Here is a 15,117-nt window from a genome sequence, read left to right as displayed (position 1 = left end):
CCGGTGCGGCGACCGGCCGTCCCGGACGGGCAGAATCCGGGCATGGCGAGTTCAATGAGTGAGGCGCAGTGGCGGGAGTTCCTCGGTGCCGGCACCCGGACCGGGAAGCTGGCCACGGTGCGCGCCGACGGCGCCCCGCACGTGGTGCCGGTGTGGTTCGTGCTCGACGGTGCCGATCTGGTGTTCAACACCGGCGCGGGCTCGGTGAAGGGGCGCAGCCTGGCGCGCGACGGGCGGGCGGCGCTCTGCGTCGACGAGGAGGTGGCGCCGTACGCGTTCGTGACGGTGACCGGCCGGGTCACGCTGCACACCGATCTTGACGAGATGCGGCCGTGGTCCACCCGGATCGCGGAGCGGTACATGGGTGCCGAACTCGCCGAGCGGTTCGGCGCGCGCAACGCCGTCGAGGGCGAACTGCTGGTGCGACTGCGCATCGAGCGCGTCGTCGCGTACACCGGCGTCTCCGACTGACTTCGAGCCACGGGACCTGGCCAGAGAGAGGAGACCGGGAGGGCACCCGCAACCTCGTCGACGCGGCGAAGGCGGCGGGCGTACGACGGCTGGTGGTCCAGTCCATCTCCTGGGCGTACGAGCCGGGCGACGTCCCGGCGTCCGAGGATGTACCGCTCGACCTGTCCGCCGACGCCCCGCGCGATGAGACCGTCGGCGGCGTGCACGCGCTCGAGACCCGGGCCGCCGAGGTGAGTGAGCATGTCGTGTTGCGTTACGGAACCTTCTACGGCCCGGGCACCTGGTACCGCCCGGGGCCGGGTCGGCGGGCAGTTCGAGGAGAGCGGCTTCACGGCCACCGACGCCGTCACGTCGTTCGTCCATGTCGAGGACGCCGCCCTCGCCGCGGTCGCGGCGCTGCACTGGCCCACCGGGACGTACAACATCGTCGATGACGAGCCGGCCCCGGCGCGCGCGTGGGCCCCGGTCTTCGCGCAGGTGCTGGGTGTTCCCCGGCCCGCGGTGGCCGAGGGGCGAGCGGGGTGGCAGCGCGGTGCCGACAACACCCTGAGCCGCATGAAACTCGGGTGGCAGCCGAAGTATCCGACCTGGCGGGAGGGCTTCGCCACGCTTTCCTGAGCCCATCGCGGGCCCGGGCGAGGACCCGGTCGTCACGGATCGACGGCTGTCGTCAACTCACCGGCCCAGCGTCTCTCCAAACAGGACATCGGCGCGCTAGCGTCAGGGCCGACAGAGATGTCGGTCTATTGTCTGGGGGGTCAGATGGGAATACGCAGACGGACGGCGGCCGCCGCCGGCGCGCTGATCACGATTGCGACTCTCGCGGTGGGTGGCACGGCGACCGCCGCCACCGCGTCGCCGGTGCCGGGCGTCACCCACGAGGAGAATCCCCGCGTACCGGAGGGCGCGGTCTGGACCGAGGCGTACTTCCCGTCCGCCGATCACAGCGGTGTCGAGCTCCACGCCGACGTCCTACGGCCGGCGAACCTTCCGTCCCGGGCCAGGACGCCGGTGATCCTCGCCGTCGGCCCGTACTTCGGGCACTCGGGTCAGGTGGGGCCGGAGGGCTGGACCCGAACCGGCCCGTCCTCCCGGTTCGCGGACTTCACCACCGGCACCGGACTCTTCGCCCGCGGCTACACGTACGTCATGGTCGATCTGCGCGGCTTCGGTGGGAGCACCGGCTGCCTCGACTGGGTGGGCCCGGGCGAGCAGGCGGACGTGCGCGCCGCGATCCAGTGGGCGGCGACCCAGCCCTGGTCGACGGGGAAGGTCGGCATGTACGGCAAGTCCTATGACGCCGTGACCGGCCTCGTCGGCAACAACCTGCGTCTCGGGGCGCTGAAGGCCGTGGTGGCCCAGGAGCCGGTCTGGGACATGTACAACTACCTGTTCAGCAACGCGGTTCCCCGGCCCAACGTGACCGGCACCCCGAACGCCTACAACGGCATCGCCACGCTGGCGCAGCTCGCCGACGACACCGACCGCTACCGGGCCAACGCCGCCTACGAGGCGAGCCACCCCGAGTGTCTCTCCGACAACCTGACGAACAACAACAACCCCGACGCGGGCTCCGCCTACTGGCGCGCCCGCGACCTCGCGGCGCGGGCGAAGGGCACGAGCACCCCGCTCTTCGTCACCCAGGGCTTCATCGAGAACAACACCAAGCCCGAGGACATGCAGGAGTACTTGGGCAACCACCACGGTGTCGAGCGGGGCTGGCTGGGCCAGTGGGAGCACGTCCGCGGCAACGAGACGAACGGTCAGGGCCAGCTGCTGCAGGGCCGGGCCGGCTTCTTCGACGAGGTCATGCGCTTCTACGACCACTACCTGAAGGGGATCCGGCCGACGGTTCACGACCCGGCCTACGCCGTCGAGGACAACACCGGCGTCTGGCGTGCTCAGCCGACCTGGCCGGTGGCGTCGTCGTACACCACGGCGAAGCTGCCGGACGGTCGGTACGTGGACGACGGCGCCGCCTCGGCGCTCGCCGCCCCCGCCGGTCAGCAGTGGGACATGGAGCACGCCGCGGATCCCGCCCCGCCCGCCGCGCTGCGTGTCACGCCGCTGTCGGCGGCCGGGGACGCGAGCAGCTACTACAGCTGGTCCACGCCGGCGAAGTCCCGGCTGCGCGTCACCGCCACGCCGCGGATCACGTTGAACGCGAGCGCGCCGGGCAACGTCATGGTGCGGTTGTGGGACGTCGCGCCGGACGGGACCGCGGTGATGTTCGACGAGAACGTGGCCCTGATCCAACGGGCCGGCCGGGTCGCGTTCGACCTCAAGTCCACCGACTGGACCTTCGAGGCCGGTCACCAGCTCGGGGTCCAGCTCGGCACGATCGGCAGCGGGAGCTGGCGCGACACCCCGAGCGGCAACACGATCGAGGTGACCCGGGCGCGGCTGGGGCTCGCCCTGCAGAACCCCCGGTTCGACGTGCCGACCCAGGGTGACCGGTCGCCGTTCCTCGACACCTATCTGCGGCAGTACACCCGGACGATCACCGACGTCGGCGCGGGAACGTTCCCGCTCGCCCTGCGCGACCGGCACTGAGGACCGGACCCCGCCGATCGGTCCTTCGACCCGATCGGCGGGGTCCAGCATCGGGATGAGGTAACGGCGGGCCAGGTCGCGCAGCTGCCGCCACGTCCGCTGTGGACGTGGTCCGCCACGGCGCCGGTGCCGATCCGTGATGGGTGTGGGACGAGGAGGCCGACCCGCTGGTCGCCTCGCTGATCGAGCGCGGCGACGTGCCCCGGGTCAACGAGCTGCCGCGCCGCTGTTCCTGTCCGAGGCGCAGCCGATCAGCATCGAGATCCCGCTCACCGAACCGCCCGGCCTGAGGGGACGAGGCCGCTGAGCCGAGGGCTTCATCGGGTACGCCCCGGCCGTCGCCGATCCGATCGGGTCACCGGCGGCCGCCGCCCGGTCGGCTGCCCCGGCGGCATCATGACTGGCAAATCCTTGCTGTTTGGTCATCCCGTACTGCGCTCAGCGGCGCATTCTGATCGTGGGCTCCGGGCGATATTCCGGATTCTTCGTTCATATGTCCCTCTGAGCGATCGGAAGACTCATGCGAAACCTCTCTTTGGAGCCGGATCGCGCCGAGATGATCGAGATGGGGCGTCTGGTCCTCGATCGGGTGGTCGAGCGGACCGAACGCCTGGCGGAGCGGCCCGCAAGCATTTCGCTGACCGATCAGGCCGAAGCCGAACTGGTGCACGCCTTACTGGCGCCACCACCCGCTCAAGGCAGCGATCTGTCGGCCCTGCTCGGTCGTCTGGATACGGCCGCCGACTGCGCTCTGGAGACCGCCGGCCCCGGCCACCTGGCCTTCATCCCAGGCAGCGGCCTCTACACCGCCGCACTCGCCGAGCTCTACAACCGGGCCGTCAACCGCTACGGGGGCCTGACCTCGATAGCACCGGCCATGGCCGCCTTGGAGACCAGCGTGATCCGCTGGATGGCCCACGACGTCTGCGGCCTCGCCAAGGGCAGCGGCGGGCTGCTCACCAGCGGAGGATCGATGGCCACGTTCACCGCGACGGTCGCCGCCCGCCACCACAAGCTCGGCGAGGATCTCGCCCGGGGCACCGTGTACATCACGACGTTCGCCCACTATTCGGTGGCCAAAGCCGCCCGCCTGGCCGGCATCCGCGCCGCCCAGATCCGTATCGTGCCGCACACCGCGGACCTTCGCATGGACCCCGCGGCCGCGGCAGCGATGATCCGCGCGGACCGGGAAGCCGGGCTGCGGCCGTTCCTGCTGGTGGCCACCGCCGGCACCACCGACACCGGCACCGTCGATCCGCTGGTTCGCCTGGCTGAGCTGGCCCGTCGGGAAGATCTGTGGTTCCACATCGACGCCGCCTACGGTGGCTTCTTCCGTCTCACCGCACGTGGCCGGCAACGCCTTGCCGGCCTCCAGGAAGGCGACTCGATCACACTGGACCCGCACAAGGCCCTGTTCATGCCGTTCGGCACCGGAGCGCTGGTCGTGCGCGACCTCGCCGCCCTGCACGCGGCGTACGGCGGCACCGGCAGTTACCTTCAGGACTCGGATTCGGACGACACGATTCTCGACGCGGGACAGCTCGGGCCCGAGTTGTCCCGCGAGGTCCGTGGCCTTCGTGCCTGGCTCCCGCTGCATCTGCACGGGGTGGACGCCTTCCGCGACGCGCTGGACGAGAAGCTGGACCTGGCCGAGCGAGTTTACGAGGTGTTGTCCGAGGTCGCGGAGCTGGAAGTACTGCAACAGCCGGATCTGACCACCGTGGCTTTCCGCTACCGGCCCACCGACTGCAGCCGGCGGGCCGCCGAACTGGCCGACGCGGCGGGCTACCGGCTCCTGGACCGGATCAACGGCCACCAGCGGGTCCTGCTCTCCAGCACCGTCATCGACGACCGTTACACCCTGCGGGTGTGCGTGGTCTCCCACCGCACACACCGGGATCGCATCGACGAAGCGCTCGATATCATCATTTCCGAGACCCGCGCCGACCTTCCCGCGTAGCCGGCGACGACGTCAGGCGATCTGGTCGCCCGGGCGGACCAGGCCGTTCTGATAGGCGAGGACGACCAGCTGGGCCCGGTCGCGAACGCCCAACTTGGTCATCGCACGGTTGACGTGGGTCTTCGCCGTCAGCGGGGACAGGCAGAGGCGGTCGGCGATGTCGTCGTTGGACAGACCGTGCGCGACGAAGGTCAGGACCTCGCGCTCGCGGTCGGTGAGCCCGTCCAGCGGGCCGGCCGCCGGCAGCGGTGGCAGCTCCGGCTGGCTCAGGAACCGGGTGATCAGGCTGCGGGTAGCGGTCGGGGAGAGCAGCGACTCACCCGCCGCCACCGTCTGCACCGCGCGCACCAGATCGGCCGGCTCGACGTTCTTGCCCAGGAATCCGCTGGCGCCGGCCCGTAGCGCCCGTACCACGTTGTCGTCGTTCTCGAACGTGGTCAGGATCAGCACGCGGACGCCGGCCAGGTCCTCGTCCCCGGCGATCAGCCGAGTGGCCTCCAGGCCGTCCACGTCCGGCATCCGGATGTCCATCAGCACCAGGTCGGTGCGGCTGCTCCGGGCCAGGTCGACGGCCTCGCGGCCGTTGGTGGCCTCGCCGACGACGTCGATGCCCGGCTCGGCGTCGAGGATGAGCCGGAAACCGCCGCGGATCAGGGCTTGGTCGTCGGCGAGCAGGACACGGATCGTCACGGCCGGCCTTTCGGCTTGGTGGGGGGTGAGGTGGGCAGGACGGCGCTGACCTGGAACAGGTTGCCGGGCCGGCGCTGGGCGACGAGGGTGCCGCCGGTGGCGGTGGCGCGTTCGCGCATGCCGATCAGGCCGTGGCCGCCGCCGGACGCGGCGTTCCCGATCGGGTTGGTCACCTCGAGGACGACCTCTTCCGGCGTGTAGGCGATGGTGAGCCGGGCGGCGCCGGCGCCGTGCTTGTGGGCGTTGGTCAGGGCCTCCTGCACGATTCGGTAGGCGGCCAGGTCGACCATGGCCGGCAGGTCCCGCTCGTCGCCGTCGCGGTGGTGGTCGACGCGCAGCCCGGCGGCGGCGACCGTGTCGAGCAGCCGGCCGAGCCGGGCGAGTCCGGGCACCGGTTCGGTGCTGTTCTCCAGATCGTCGGCCTGGCGCAGCACGCCGACGATCGACCCGAGCTCGCGCAGCACGGTGTCGGAGGCGTGCCGGATGTGCTCGAGCGCGTCGCCGGCGGCCGCCGGCTGCTGACGCAGGACGTGGCGGGCGGCGCCGGCCTGGACGTTGATCACCGCGATGTGGTGGCTGATCACGTCGTGCAGCTCGCGGGCGATCCGGATGCGTTCCTCGACGACCCGGCGGCGGGCCTCGTCCTCGCGGGTCTGCTCGGCGCGGCGGGCGCGTTCCTCGACCTCGGCCACGTACGCGCGGCGGCTGCCGGTGGCGTCGCCGACGGCGGTGGCCATACCGATCCAGGCGAGCACGCCGAGGTTCTGCGGCGCCCACCAATCGTCGCGGGAGGTGAACAGGGAGACCAGGTAGAGCGGCACCGCGATGCCGGTGGCGATCCGCCACATCCGCCGCCGGTCGATCCGCGAGGCGACCGTGTAGATCGTGATGACCAGCGGAAACAGCAGGGTCGGCGGCTGGTACCGGGTGGTGGCGGTGTAGACGACCGTGGCGGCGGCGGTGGCGAACAGGACGGGCAACGGCCACAGGCGCCGGACGGTGACAGCCAGGAAGGCGCCGGCGGCGACGCCGACCGCGCCGGTGAGCGGCGGGGCCTGCGGATGGCCGGCGTGATCGAAAGCGGCCATCGCCGCCGGGCCCGCGAGCAGCGACGCGAGCAGGGCGTCGGCCAGGAACGGATGACGGACGGCGACGCGGCGGATCCACTGCGCCACCGAGGAGAACATGGGCCAGACGGTAGTTGGTCGGCCTGTGTACGGCGTCGTCCACCCGTGGTAGCGAGCCGATCCGGCCTTACCGCAGCCGTGGTAGCCGCTTCGGGTACCACGGTCGTGGTATCCGCCGGCAGGCCAGATGTCTGCGGCTGGACGACGCGCCTGTCCGGCGTTCTGCGCCAGAGTGATGCGGGATCTGGCGTACACCTCCTATTCATCCCCCGTTTCCCATTGAGTCCCCTAACCAGATGGGTCCCGCCATGCGAATGCCGTTCCGGCGTGCCGCCACGCCACCGGAGCCCGCGCCCGACGACGTCGGCCACGCGCTGCGCGCCCCGAGCGCGCTGCACGCCTTCAACCGGTACGAGATCAAGTACCTGCTGCCCAGCACCGAGATCCCCCGGCTGCGCGAGGAACTGGTCGCCCGGCTGGACTTCGACAGTCACGGCGCCAACGGCGGCTATGGCGTGTGGAGCACCTACTACGACACCCGTGACCTGCGCTTCTACTGGGAGAAGATCGAGGGGCTGAAGTTCCGGCGCAAACTGCGCGTGCGGCACTACGGCGACCGCTTCTCGGTCGGCGACGACACATTGGTGCACGTCGAGATCAAGCAACGGGTCAACCGGGTCACCCAGAAGCGGCGGATCGCCCTGCCGTACCACGTGGCCCGCGACCTGTGCGACGGACGGCAGATGATCGAGACCGGGTCGTCGCGGGACCGCGCCTTCCTGGAGGAGATCGTCGAGCTGGTCAGCTCGCTGGACCTACGTCCGGTGGCGATGACCGGCTATCAGCGGGAGGCGTTCGTCGGCCGGGACGCCGACACCGGCCTGCGTGTGACCATGGACCACCGGTTACGCGGCCGGGACCGGGACTTCCACTTCGGCGCCGACGCGGAGAACCGGCTGATCGTGCCGGCGAACCTCTCCGTCGTCGAGTTCAAGGCCAACGAGCGGGTCCCGTACTGGCTGACCGATCTGGCTGCCCGGCTGAGCATGTCGGTGGTTCGGGTCTCCAAGTACTGCCAGAGCGTCGAGTCCTTCGGCCGTGCTCCCCGCTCGATCTTCCATGTAAGTGACGACCTCTTCGCCGGTTCGCCGGCCCTCTCCCTCAGCGAGGCCTGATCCATGTTCGACGTTCAAGATCTTTCCGGTACGTTCAGCGTGGGTGACATCGCCGCGGTCATGGCGCTGTCGTTCCTGCTCAGCTCGCTGGTCGCGTGGGTGTACCGGTTCACCCACCGCAACGTGTCGTACTCCCAGTCCTACGTGCAGACCCTGGTCGTCCTGGGCATGCTGATCTCGCTGATCATGCTGGTCGTCGGCTCCAACATCGCCCGGGCGTTCGCGCTGGTCGGCGCCCTGTCGGTGGTCCGCTTCCGGAATGCGATCAAGGAGACCCGCGACGTCGGGTTCATCTTCCTGGTGATGGGCGTCGGCATGGCCACCGGCACCCGCTTCTACACGCTCGCCATCGTGGCCGCGGTCGTGATCAGCCTGATCACCGTGGTGATGTTCCGGTTCAACTGGTTCGCCAGCAACGTCCAGCGCCAGGTCGTCAAGGTGCAGGTCCCGCCGGACGGCAACTACACCGAGCACATCCAGGACGTCCTGATCGCGCACACCAGCGAATTCGAACTGATCAGCATGGAATCCATCCGGGGCGGGGCGCTCACCGAACTGATGTACTCGGTGCGGCTGAAGAAGGGCCACGAGCCCGGGCAGCTGATCTCGGCGCTCGGGGAACGGACCGGCGGCCAGCGGGTGACGGTGCTGACCGGATACGACCAGACGGACCTCTGATGCCGGGCCGCAGGCTGGTGCACCGGATCCCGGTCCGGATCCGGCACTACTGGAGGCTGCTCGCCACCTGTGTGGCGGTGGTGGCCGCGCTGAGCGTGGTGTTCAGCACGGTGCGCGTGGCGCCCCTGATCACCAGTTCCAGCGATGCGGACGGCAGCGACGTCGTCCAGAACGTCAACGGGACGAAGGACCTGTTCGACGCGACCGTGGCGCACAACATCAAGCTGACGTACCGGGAAGCGGACTATCAGCGGTTGCTGGACGCCTTGTGGGAGGAGGGGGAGAAGGAGTACCTCGAGGCGGATCTGACCATCGACGGGACCACCGTCGCCGGCGTCGGGATCAGGCTCAAGGGCAACTCGACACTGTCGGGACTGACCCGCGATGGCAAGGCGCGCAACAACGGATTCGGCGGCGGGCGGCGAAACGGCGGCGGCCAGATGCCGCAGCCGGGCGGCGCCGGTCAGCTACCGGGTGCCGGGCAGCAACCAGGCGCGGCGCCGAGCGGTGCCGCGCCGCCGGCGGGCGGGGCCACGGATACCGGTCAGCAGGGTGGCGTCGGATTCGGCGGCCGGGGAATGGGCGGCGGATTCGGCGCCGGGCTCAAGGCCGAGGAGCCGGAGAAGCTCCCCTGGCTGATCAGCTTCGACGAGTTCGTCGAGGGGCGCCGCTACCAGGGGCACCGCGAGATCGCGATCCGGGTCTCCGGCCAGGGCGGCGGCAGCGCCGTGCTCAACGAGGCGTTGTCGCTGAACGTGCTGGCCGCGGCCGGTCAGACTGCGGAGCGGTACGCCTACAGCAGCTTCACCGTCAACGACCGTCCGACCACCGCCCGGCTGGTCGTCGAACACCCGGACAAAGAGTTCGCCGACGCCGTCGCGGACCGTACCGGCCAGTCGGGTGTGCTCTACAAGAGCCTGGCCACCAGCCGGTTCACCGATCAGGGCGACGACCAGACCGAGTACGCCGACGACTTCAAGCAGATCAACAAGACCGGCAGTCAGGATCTGGAGCCGGTCATCAAGCTGATCAGATGGGTCAGCTCGGCCAGTGACAGCGAGTTCGACGCGAAACTCGGCGAGCACGTCGACGTGACGGCGTTCGCCCAGTACCTCGCGGTGCAGAACCTGCTGGTCAATTTCGACGACATGTCCGGGCCGGGCCGTAACTACTACCTCTGGTACGACCTGAGGTCCAAGAAGTTCACGGTGGTCGGCTGGGACTACAACCTGACCCTCTCCGGGAGCGCCGAGCAGGACCCGAACGGAACGGTCAGCATGGGTGGCGGTGGTTTTCCCGGTGGCTTTCCCGGTGGCGGCGACTTTCAGTTGCCGGAGGGCTTCGAACCGCCCGCCGGCATGCAGCAGCCGGGCCAGGGCGGGGCACCGGGCGGCGGTGGCCGTGGCTTCTCCATGGGCGGTAACAAGCTCAAGGAGCGCTTCCTGGCCAGCAACACCTTCAAGGCCGCTTACCAGGACGCCTACCGCGACCTGTACCAGCAGATCTATGGCAGTGGCGCCGCGCTCAGCGGCCTGACCGCTATCACTCAGGTGCTGGCCACGATCGACGGTTACGACAGGGAAGCGGCCACGAGCGAAGCCGGCAAGCTGCGAACCCTGATCCAGCAGCGCACCGAATATCTCGCCGGTACCGATGTGATCAAGGGGTCATGATGCCGGCCGGCTCCATCCCGATGTCGTGGTGCTCGACATGGTCCTGCCCGACGCCGACGGCTTTCAGGCCATGCGGCTGCTTCGCGGACACGAACCGGGCCTGCCTCGCCGCGGGTCACCACGGTCAGCGCGCGCGAACCGGGACGACGGTCGCGTTGCGTCGATGGGGCACGATCGAGCTCCCGCTGCCCCCGCTGGACGAGGAGCTGGCCGTGACCACTGATGTTGAGACGTGGCAGCTCGGTCACCGGACCGAGGAGGCGTCGGGGCAGGCCCTGGCCCGGTGGGACCGGCATCCGGTGACGGTCGTGCGGCCCGCCAAGGGCGTGGCGACCGGCCGGTTCCTCTGCATGACCTGCGACGAGGCGGTCGATTACGTCGCCGCGAGCACCAGGGTCCGCAACCGGCGGTTGCGGTGGCGCAGGTGGCGGGCCCGGGCGGGGTGCTACGCGGGAAGGTTCCTGTTCGTGATGATGGTGCTCAGCGCGATCAGCCCGCTCCCGCCCGCCGTCCTCATGGCCACCCGTGGCGAATGGCTGCTGGCCTTCCTGCTGCTCCCGTTCACGGCCCTCTACGGCTGGTTCGCCACAGTCGCCCTGCCCTATGTCCACTACCGGGAACCGGCCCCACGTGACGACGAGAAGGTCCGGCTGGCCACCCGGTCACCGGTGCACGAACTCCGTTCCTGAACCGGTGCCGGGGGCGGCTGTCAGCCCTGGTACGGCGGGGCGACGCCCCAGCCCCAGTGCGGAACCGGCGCCCGCCGGGGCGGGGTGGCGCCCGGCTGGGAGTTGGCCAGGGCCAGGCGGGTGCCCCACTCGATGTAGCCCATGAAGGCGGCCCGGAACTCCGGGTCGTCCGGCAGGCTCACCTCGTCGGCGGCGTCGAGCAGCAGGTTCACCCAGCGGCGGCGCTGCGGTTCGGTGATCCCCTTGCCGAGGTGGTGGCCGAGCATCGCCGGGTAGCCGCCGCGCTCGTCCGTGTACCGAGAGGGGCCGCCGAAGACCTCGGCCAGCCACATCGCCACGTGGCGGGGGTGGCCCGGGTCCATGTGGGCGAAGAGCGGGCCGATCAACTCGTCGGCGACCACCAGCTCGTAGAAGCGTGCGGTCAGCCGCTCGAGGGCTTCGGTGCCGCCGGCCCACTCGTACATGCTGGGGATCGAGGCGCCGGTGCCGGTCACGGCCGTGGGCTCGTAGTGGCGCATCTCTTCGATCGCCGAGACGTACGGGCGGATCTCGGCGAGGAAACCGGGGAACAGGTCGCCTCCGCGGAAGCCCTTGATGTGGTCGTCCGCCGAGGTCCACGTTATCCGCAGGATGTAGGTGCCGGGTTCGTCGGTGCAGCGGCTCAGTTCGTAGTCGACGCACTGCGGCGCCCGGGTCAGGAATCTCGCGGCGCGGGTGTACGCCTGCTCGAAGGCGGCGGTGTCACCGGGGATGCGGTACCGGATGTATTCGACCGTCATGCGTCCACCATAGACCGTGCAAGCGCGTAATTATGTAATCAAGCCGACTGCAGGTCGTACCGCAAAGGTTTCAGTTCGAAGGTTTCGGGGCGGCCGGGGAGTAGAGCTCCCGGCACTCACTGACGGTGGTGCACTGGAAGATGACCCGGTGGACCCCCGGCAGCGCCTTCAGTTCGGCGCCGTCGGCACCGTCGCGGATCTCGCGGGCGGTGGCGGCGTCCTTCACCTTCAGCCGGAACGTCTCCGGCAGGGAGTCCGCGTCGACGGACTCGAGGAACTCCGGATCGTCGGTCCAGAGCTGCTTGGCCTTCGCGTACGCCGTAGCCCTGTCCTCGAAGGTGACCTCGGTGATGCCGGGCTCCTTCTCGAGCCAGGCGCGGAGGTCCGACTTCTGCTGCTCGGTCGCGTCCTCGGTCAGGAAGACCGAGAAGCCGGCGTTCTCGTCGATGGTCTTCTCGAGCTTCTCCTCGAACAGGCCGCAACCAGCCATCGCCACCGTGGCGAACAGGGCCACAAAGATGATCTTAAATAGTCGCACGGTAGAGGACCGTAGCCGACGTTAGTGGTCGCGGCTGCCCGGCCCCGCCGCGGGGCGCCGGGCTTCCTAGAGTGTCGGCATGCGTGCGGCGTCGGGATCGATGTTCGGGCTGGCCTACGGGGACGCCCTGGGGAGGCCGACCGAGTTCCAGGACTACGGGTCGATCGTGGACGCCTACGGTCTGGGCGGGCCGCGAGAGCTGACCGGCGATCCGGCACGGGTCACCGACGACACCCAGATGGCGCTGGCGGTCGGTGAGGCGTTGCTCGAGGTGGGCGACCCGGCCCCGGAGAGCTTCGAGCCGCTGCTGCGCCGCCGGTTCGTCGAGTGGCTGAAGAGCCCGGACAACACCCGGTCGCCCGGGATGACCTGCCTGCACGCCTGCGTCGGCCTGGCGGAGGGACTGCCCTGGGCACGGGCCACCCAGATCCGGTCCAAGGGCTGCGGCGCGAACATGCGGGTGACCCCGGTGGGTCTCGTGCCGGGACTGAGTGACGATCAACGGGCCGGGGCGGCCCAACTGCAGGCGGCGCTCACCCACGGCCACCCCACCGCGCTGGCGGCGAGCGAGCTCACCGCGTACGCGGCCCGCTGGCTCCGCGACGGCCTGGCGCCGGCCGATCTCCTCGACGCGCTCCTGCGGCGCTGCGCCGAGCAGCGCGTGAACTACCGCGGCGAGTGGCTCGGCGAGCTGTGGCGCCAGCCCGGGGTCTCCTCGCCCCGCACGTTCATGGCACACGGCTGGGACGAGTGCGCTGACGCCCTGCACCGCGTCCAAGCGACCATGTCGGCCGGGCGGCACGAAGGCGACCCGTGCCGGGCCACCGGCGCCGGGTGGGTCGCCGAGGAGGCGCTCGCCACCGCGCTCTACTGCTATCTGATCTCCCCCGAGGAGCCGGTTGCCGTCCTCGGCCGCGCGGCGGCCACCTCCGGGGACTCCGACTCGATCGCCTGCCTGGCGGGCTCCTTCGCGGGGGCCGCGCTCGGTCAGGCGGCGTGGCCGGCCGAGTGGCGGAGCCGGATCGAGTACGCCGATCGCCTGGCTCGCCTCGGCGAGGCTTGGGACTGACCCAGCCCGGGGTGCGCACGGTCAGCGTCGTCGTGGGGTGACAGCGGTTTTCGGATTCGCTGTTCAACTAAGACAGTCGGCTCCGGCGACGTATGTTCTCCGCATGTCGAGGGAGCACGTCTTCGTCACGCTGGTGCACGGGACGAGATGGCTGGATCGCCTTCGGCGGCGAGTGCCGCCATGGGTCGAGAACGGCAGACTTCGTGCCGCGCTGGAGAGCCCGGACGTCACCGTTGAGGCCTTCCTCTGGTCGGGCGGCCATTCGTATTCTGCTCGGGCCCGCGCGGCCGCCGAGCTGGAGAATTTCCTCGCCGAGCAGGCCAAGCGGGGTGGGCGGCAGTGGATCGTGGCGCACAGCCATGGTGGCAACGTCGCCCTGCACGCCGCCGATCGGCTTCGCAGGCTGGACGAGAGCTTCAACGACCTGAAGGTCGTCACCCTTGCGACTCCGTTCCTGCAGGCGCGGGACAGCCCGCCGAGATCGTGGGCCAAGGCGATCGCGCTGTTCACGGTGATCTGCGGTGGTTTTGCTGTCCTCAATGCTCTGGCGCCGATGATCCAACTGTTCGGATGGGTCCGGGTCCTGGCCTGGGTGCTGGCCGTCGTCTTCGTCCTCCACCTGGTGTTGATGCTGGTAAGCGCGGTGCGCCACGGTGGGTGGCTCGATGACGCGCGGAGAAAGGAGTTCGTCGCGACCATCCATGCCCCCGAAGCCGAACCGGAGCGGACGATGGCCGTGCGGGCCGCCAGCGACGAGGCGTCGGCGGCGCTCGGCTGGGGCCAGTTCATCGCCTGGCTCGGCCTCGGTGCCACACAATGGATGACACCGAGGATGATCATCGGTACGGCCGCCGTCGGGGCGAGCGCCGCCGTGGGAATCCTCGGAGCGGTGTCGAGCGACTGGCGAATCCATGCGGTGCTGATCGCCGTGAGCTTCACCCATCTCGCGATCGTCTTGCCGGCCCTCACCGCGCTACTCGTCTTCGGCTGGGACGGCCCGTACGGCGTCCTTTTCGCACGGGTCTCGGTCGAGGCCGTCCCGCCCGGAACGCCGGCGGTATGGCAGCTTCAGCCTTTCGCGCCCGGCCGGGGACTGGCACATTCGAAGCTGTACTCCACCCAGGAGGTCATAGACGGCCTGGTCCGCCTCGTTCATTGAGGAGCGTGAGATCTAGCTGGTACCAGGTGCCGGGCTTGCCTCCCAGGTGGGCCGGGTCGGCCGGGCCGACGGGGGTGAAGCCGGCTTTGGTCAGCACCTTCTGTGATGCGATATTCCGGTGCGCCGTGGCGGCGCGTAGGGTGCGCAGCCCGTGTTCGGTCGCCGCCAGCCGGCACAGCTTTCGGACGGTCGTGGTCGCCAGGCCGTGGCCGGAGGCGTGCTGGGCGATCCGGTAGCCGAGGTCCGCGCTGTGGTCCTCGATGTCGTACAGGTTGAATCTGCCGAGCACTGAGCCGTCCTCGACGACGAGCACGTAGAAGGCACACCTGCCGGTCTCCTGTTCGGCCAGCAGCGCGTCGTACCGCTCGGTGAACCGGTCGAAGTAGTCGTCGCCGCGGTCGGAGACCGAGGCGGCGAAGTAGGCGCGGTTCGCCATCTCGAAGGCCAGGACCGCCGGGGCATGATCGACATGCAGCCGCTTCAGCTCAGCCATCGGCCGACCCTACCGGTCGGCGGTGCCGGCCGCTGCTGGAAGCGGGCCGTGACGCGCGGCGGC

General features: G+C 69.9%; 15 protein-coding genes. 10 read left to right on the top strand and 5 right to left on the bottom strand.

From position 1 onward, the window contains the following. The first annotated feature begins 42 nt into the window (after positions 1-42). The 4 genes from CHC09_RS43120 (at position 43) to CHC09_RS43100 (ending at position 4,984) form a co-directional block, all read left to right on the top strand. On the top strand, positions 43-471 hold the full coding sequence (locus CHC09_RS43120; RefSeq protein ID WP_089299077.1) for a PPOX class F420-dependent oxidoreductase: 429 nt from the start codon (positions 43-45) through the stop codon (positions 469-471). A gap of 240 nt (positions 472-711) precedes the next feature. Then, positions 712-1,089 carry an NAD-dependent epimerase/dehydratase family protein gene (locus CHC09_RS43115; protein WP_089299065.1) on the top strand — a complete coding sequence of 126 codons (378 nt, stop codon included), beginning with the start codon at positions 712-714 and terminating at the stop codon, positions 1,087-1,089. Positions 1,090-1,233: 144 nt separating this feature from the next. Beyond that, the gene (locus CHC09_RS43110) at positions 1,234-3,024 is read left to right on the top strand and encodes a CocE/NonD family hydrolase (protein WP_089299064.1); all 1,791 of its coding nucleotides are present in this window, start codon (positions 1,234-1,236) and stop codon (positions 3,022-3,024) included. A 520-nt stretch (positions 3,025-3,544) separates the two neighbouring features. Continuing rightward, positions 3,545-4,984: a pyridoxal phosphate-dependent decarboxylase family protein gene (locus CHC09_RS43100; RefSeq protein ID WP_089299063.1), complete on the top strand. Its 1,440-nt coding sequence runs from the start codon at positions 3,545-3,547 to the stop codon at positions 4,982-4,984. Positions 4,985-4,996: 12 nt separating this feature from the next. Here the strand turns inward: CHC09_RS43100 and CHC09_RS43095 are convergent, their stop codons facing one another. Next, positions 4,997-5,674, bottom strand: coding sequence for a response regulator (locus CHC09_RS43095; protein WP_089299062.1), 678 nt, complete (start codon positions 5,672-5,674; stop codon positions 4,997-4,999). After that, the gene (locus CHC09_RS43090; protein ID WP_143232919.1) at positions 5,671-6,861 is read right to left on the bottom strand and encodes a sensor histidine kinase; all 1,191 of its coding nucleotides are present in this window, start codon (positions 6,859-6,861) and stop codon (positions 5,671-5,673) included. The genes CHC09_RS43095 and CHC09_RS43090 overlap by 4 nt, the downstream gene beginning before the upstream one ends. Before the next feature lie 248 nt (positions 6,862-7,109). Here CHC09_RS43090 and CHC09_RS43085 point away from each other — a divergent pair, with 248 nt between their 5' ends. The 4 genes from CHC09_RS43085 to CHC09_RS43070 all read left to right on the top strand — a co-directional run bounded on the left by CHC09_RS43085 (position 7,110) and on the right by CHC09_RS43070 (position 11,016). Beyond that, the gene (locus CHC09_RS43085) at positions 7,110-7,976 is read left to right on the top strand and encodes a polyphosphate polymerase domain-containing protein (RefSeq protein WP_089299061.1); all 867 of its coding nucleotides are present in this window, start codon (positions 7,110-7,112) and stop codon (positions 7,974-7,976) included. A 3-nt stretch (positions 7,977-7,979) separates the two neighbouring features. Continuing rightward, a complete protein-coding gene (locus tag CHC09_RS43080) occupies positions 7,980-8,654 on the top strand; it encodes a DUF4956 domain-containing protein (protein ID WP_089299060.1) in 675 nt (224 codons plus the stop codon). Beyond that, complete coding sequence (locus CHC09_RS43075; RefSeq protein WP_089299059.1) at positions 8,654-10,327, top strand: CotH kinase family protein; 1,674 nt, start codon at positions 8,654-8,656, stop codon at positions 10,325-10,327. Before CHC09_RS43080 ends, CHC09_RS43075 begins: the two co-directional genes overlap by 1 nt. 212 nt (positions 10,328-10,539) lie before the next feature. After that, positions 10,540-11,016, top strand: coding sequence for a hypothetical protein (locus CHC09_RS43070; RefSeq protein WP_143232917.1), 477 nt, complete (start codon positions 10,540-10,542; stop codon positions 11,014-11,016). 20 nt (positions 11,017-11,036) lie between these two features. Here CHC09_RS43070 and CHC09_RS43065 read toward each other — a convergent pair whose 3' ends face one another. After that, positions 11,037-11,795: a group II truncated hemoglobin gene (locus tag CHC09_RS43065; protein WP_089299057.1), complete on the bottom strand. Its 759-nt coding sequence runs from the start codon at positions 11,793-11,795 to the stop codon at positions 11,037-11,039. Between the two features lie 70 nt (positions 11,796-11,865). Next, positions 11,866-12,333 carry a cell division protein FtsX gene (locus tag CHC09_RS43060; protein WP_143232916.1) on the bottom strand — a complete coding sequence of 156 codons (468 nt, stop codon included), beginning with the start codon at positions 12,331-12,333 and terminating at the stop codon, positions 11,866-11,868. 79 nt (positions 12,334-12,412) lie between these two features. On the opposite strand from CHC09_RS43060, the gene CHC09_RS43055 reads away from it, so the two are divergent. Continuing rightward, complete coding sequence (locus CHC09_RS43055) at positions 12,413-13,402, top strand: ADP-ribosylglycohydrolase family protein (RefSeq protein ID WP_089299055.1); 990 nt, start codon at positions 12,413-12,415, stop codon at positions 13,400-13,402. Positions 13,403-13,505: 103 nt separating this feature from the next. Beyond that, positions 13,506-14,561: a hypothetical protein gene (locus tag CHC09_RS43050; RefSeq protein ID WP_143232915.1), complete on the top strand. Its 1,056-nt coding sequence runs from the start codon at positions 13,506-13,508 to the stop codon at positions 14,559-14,561. On the opposite strand, the gene CHC09_RS43045 is transcribed toward CHC09_RS43050, so the two are convergent. Next, positions 14,530-15,054 carry a GNAT family N-acetyltransferase gene (locus CHC09_RS43045; RefSeq protein WP_089299053.1) on the bottom strand — a complete coding sequence of 175 codons (525 nt, stop codon included), beginning with the start codon at positions 15,052-15,054 and terminating at the stop codon, positions 14,530-14,532. The genes CHC09_RS43050 and CHC09_RS43045 overlap by 32 nt on opposite strands. Positions 15,055-15,117 lie beyond the last annotated feature (63 nt).

It is taken from the genome of Actinoplanes regularis, from assembly GCF_900188005.1.
Classification (GTDB): Bacteria; Actinomycetota; Actinomycetes; order Mycobacteriales; family Micromonosporaceae; genus Actinoplanes; species Actinoplanes regularis.
Note: the sequence above shows the minus strand (reverse complement) of the source record. Positions and strands in the feature narration are given on the sequence as shown.

Bases quoted from the DNA above. Each gene is read 5' to 3' on its own strand.
- CHC09_RS43055 (WP_089299055.1), top strand. From the start codon at position 12,413: ATGCGTGCGGCGTCGGGATCGATGTTCGGGCTGGCCTACGGGGACGCC.
- CHC09_RS43075 (WP_089299059.1), top strand. From the start codon at position 8,654: ATGCCGGGCCGCAGGCTGGTGCACCGGATCCCGGTCCGGATCCGGCAC.
- CHC09_RS43045 (WP_089299053.1), bottom strand. From the start codon at position 15,054: ATGGCTGAGCTGAAGCGGCTGCATGTCGATCATGCCCCGGCGGTCCTG.
- CHC09_RS43120 (WP_089299077.1), top strand. From the start codon at position 43: ATGGCGAGTTCAATGAGTGAGGCGCAGTGGCGGGAGTTCCTCGGTGCC.
- CHC09_RS43085 (WP_089299061.1), top strand. From the start codon at position 7,110: ATGCGAATGCCGTTCCGGCGTGCCGCCACGCCACCGGAGCCCGCGCCC.
- CHC09_RS43090 (WP_143232919.1), bottom strand. From the start codon at position 6,861: ATGTTCTCCTCGGTGGCGCAGTGGATCCGCCGCGTCGCCGTCCGTCAT.
- CHC09_RS43110 (WP_089299064.1), top strand. From the start codon at position 1,234: ATGGGAATACGCAGACGGACGGCGGCCGCCGCCGGCGCGCTGATCACG.
- CHC09_RS43080 (WP_089299060.1), top strand. From the start codon at position 7,980: ATGTTCGACGTTCAAGATCTTTCCGGTACGTTCAGCGTGGGTGACATC.
- CHC09_RS43100 (WP_089299063.1), top strand. From the start codon at position 3,545: ATGCGAAACCTCTCTTTGGAGCCGGATCGCGCCGAGATGATCGAGATG.
- CHC09_RS43065 (WP_089299057.1), bottom strand. From the start codon at position 11,795: ATGACGGTCGAATACATCCGGTACCGCATCCCCGGTGACACCGCCGCC.
- CHC09_RS43115 (WP_089299065.1), top strand. From the start codon at position 712: ATGTCGTGTTGCGTTACGGAACCTTCTACGGCCCGGGCACCTGGTACC.
- CHC09_RS43050 (WP_143232915.1), top strand. From the start codon at position 13,506: ATGTCGAGGGAGCACGTCTTCGTCACGCTGGTGCACGGGACGAGATGG.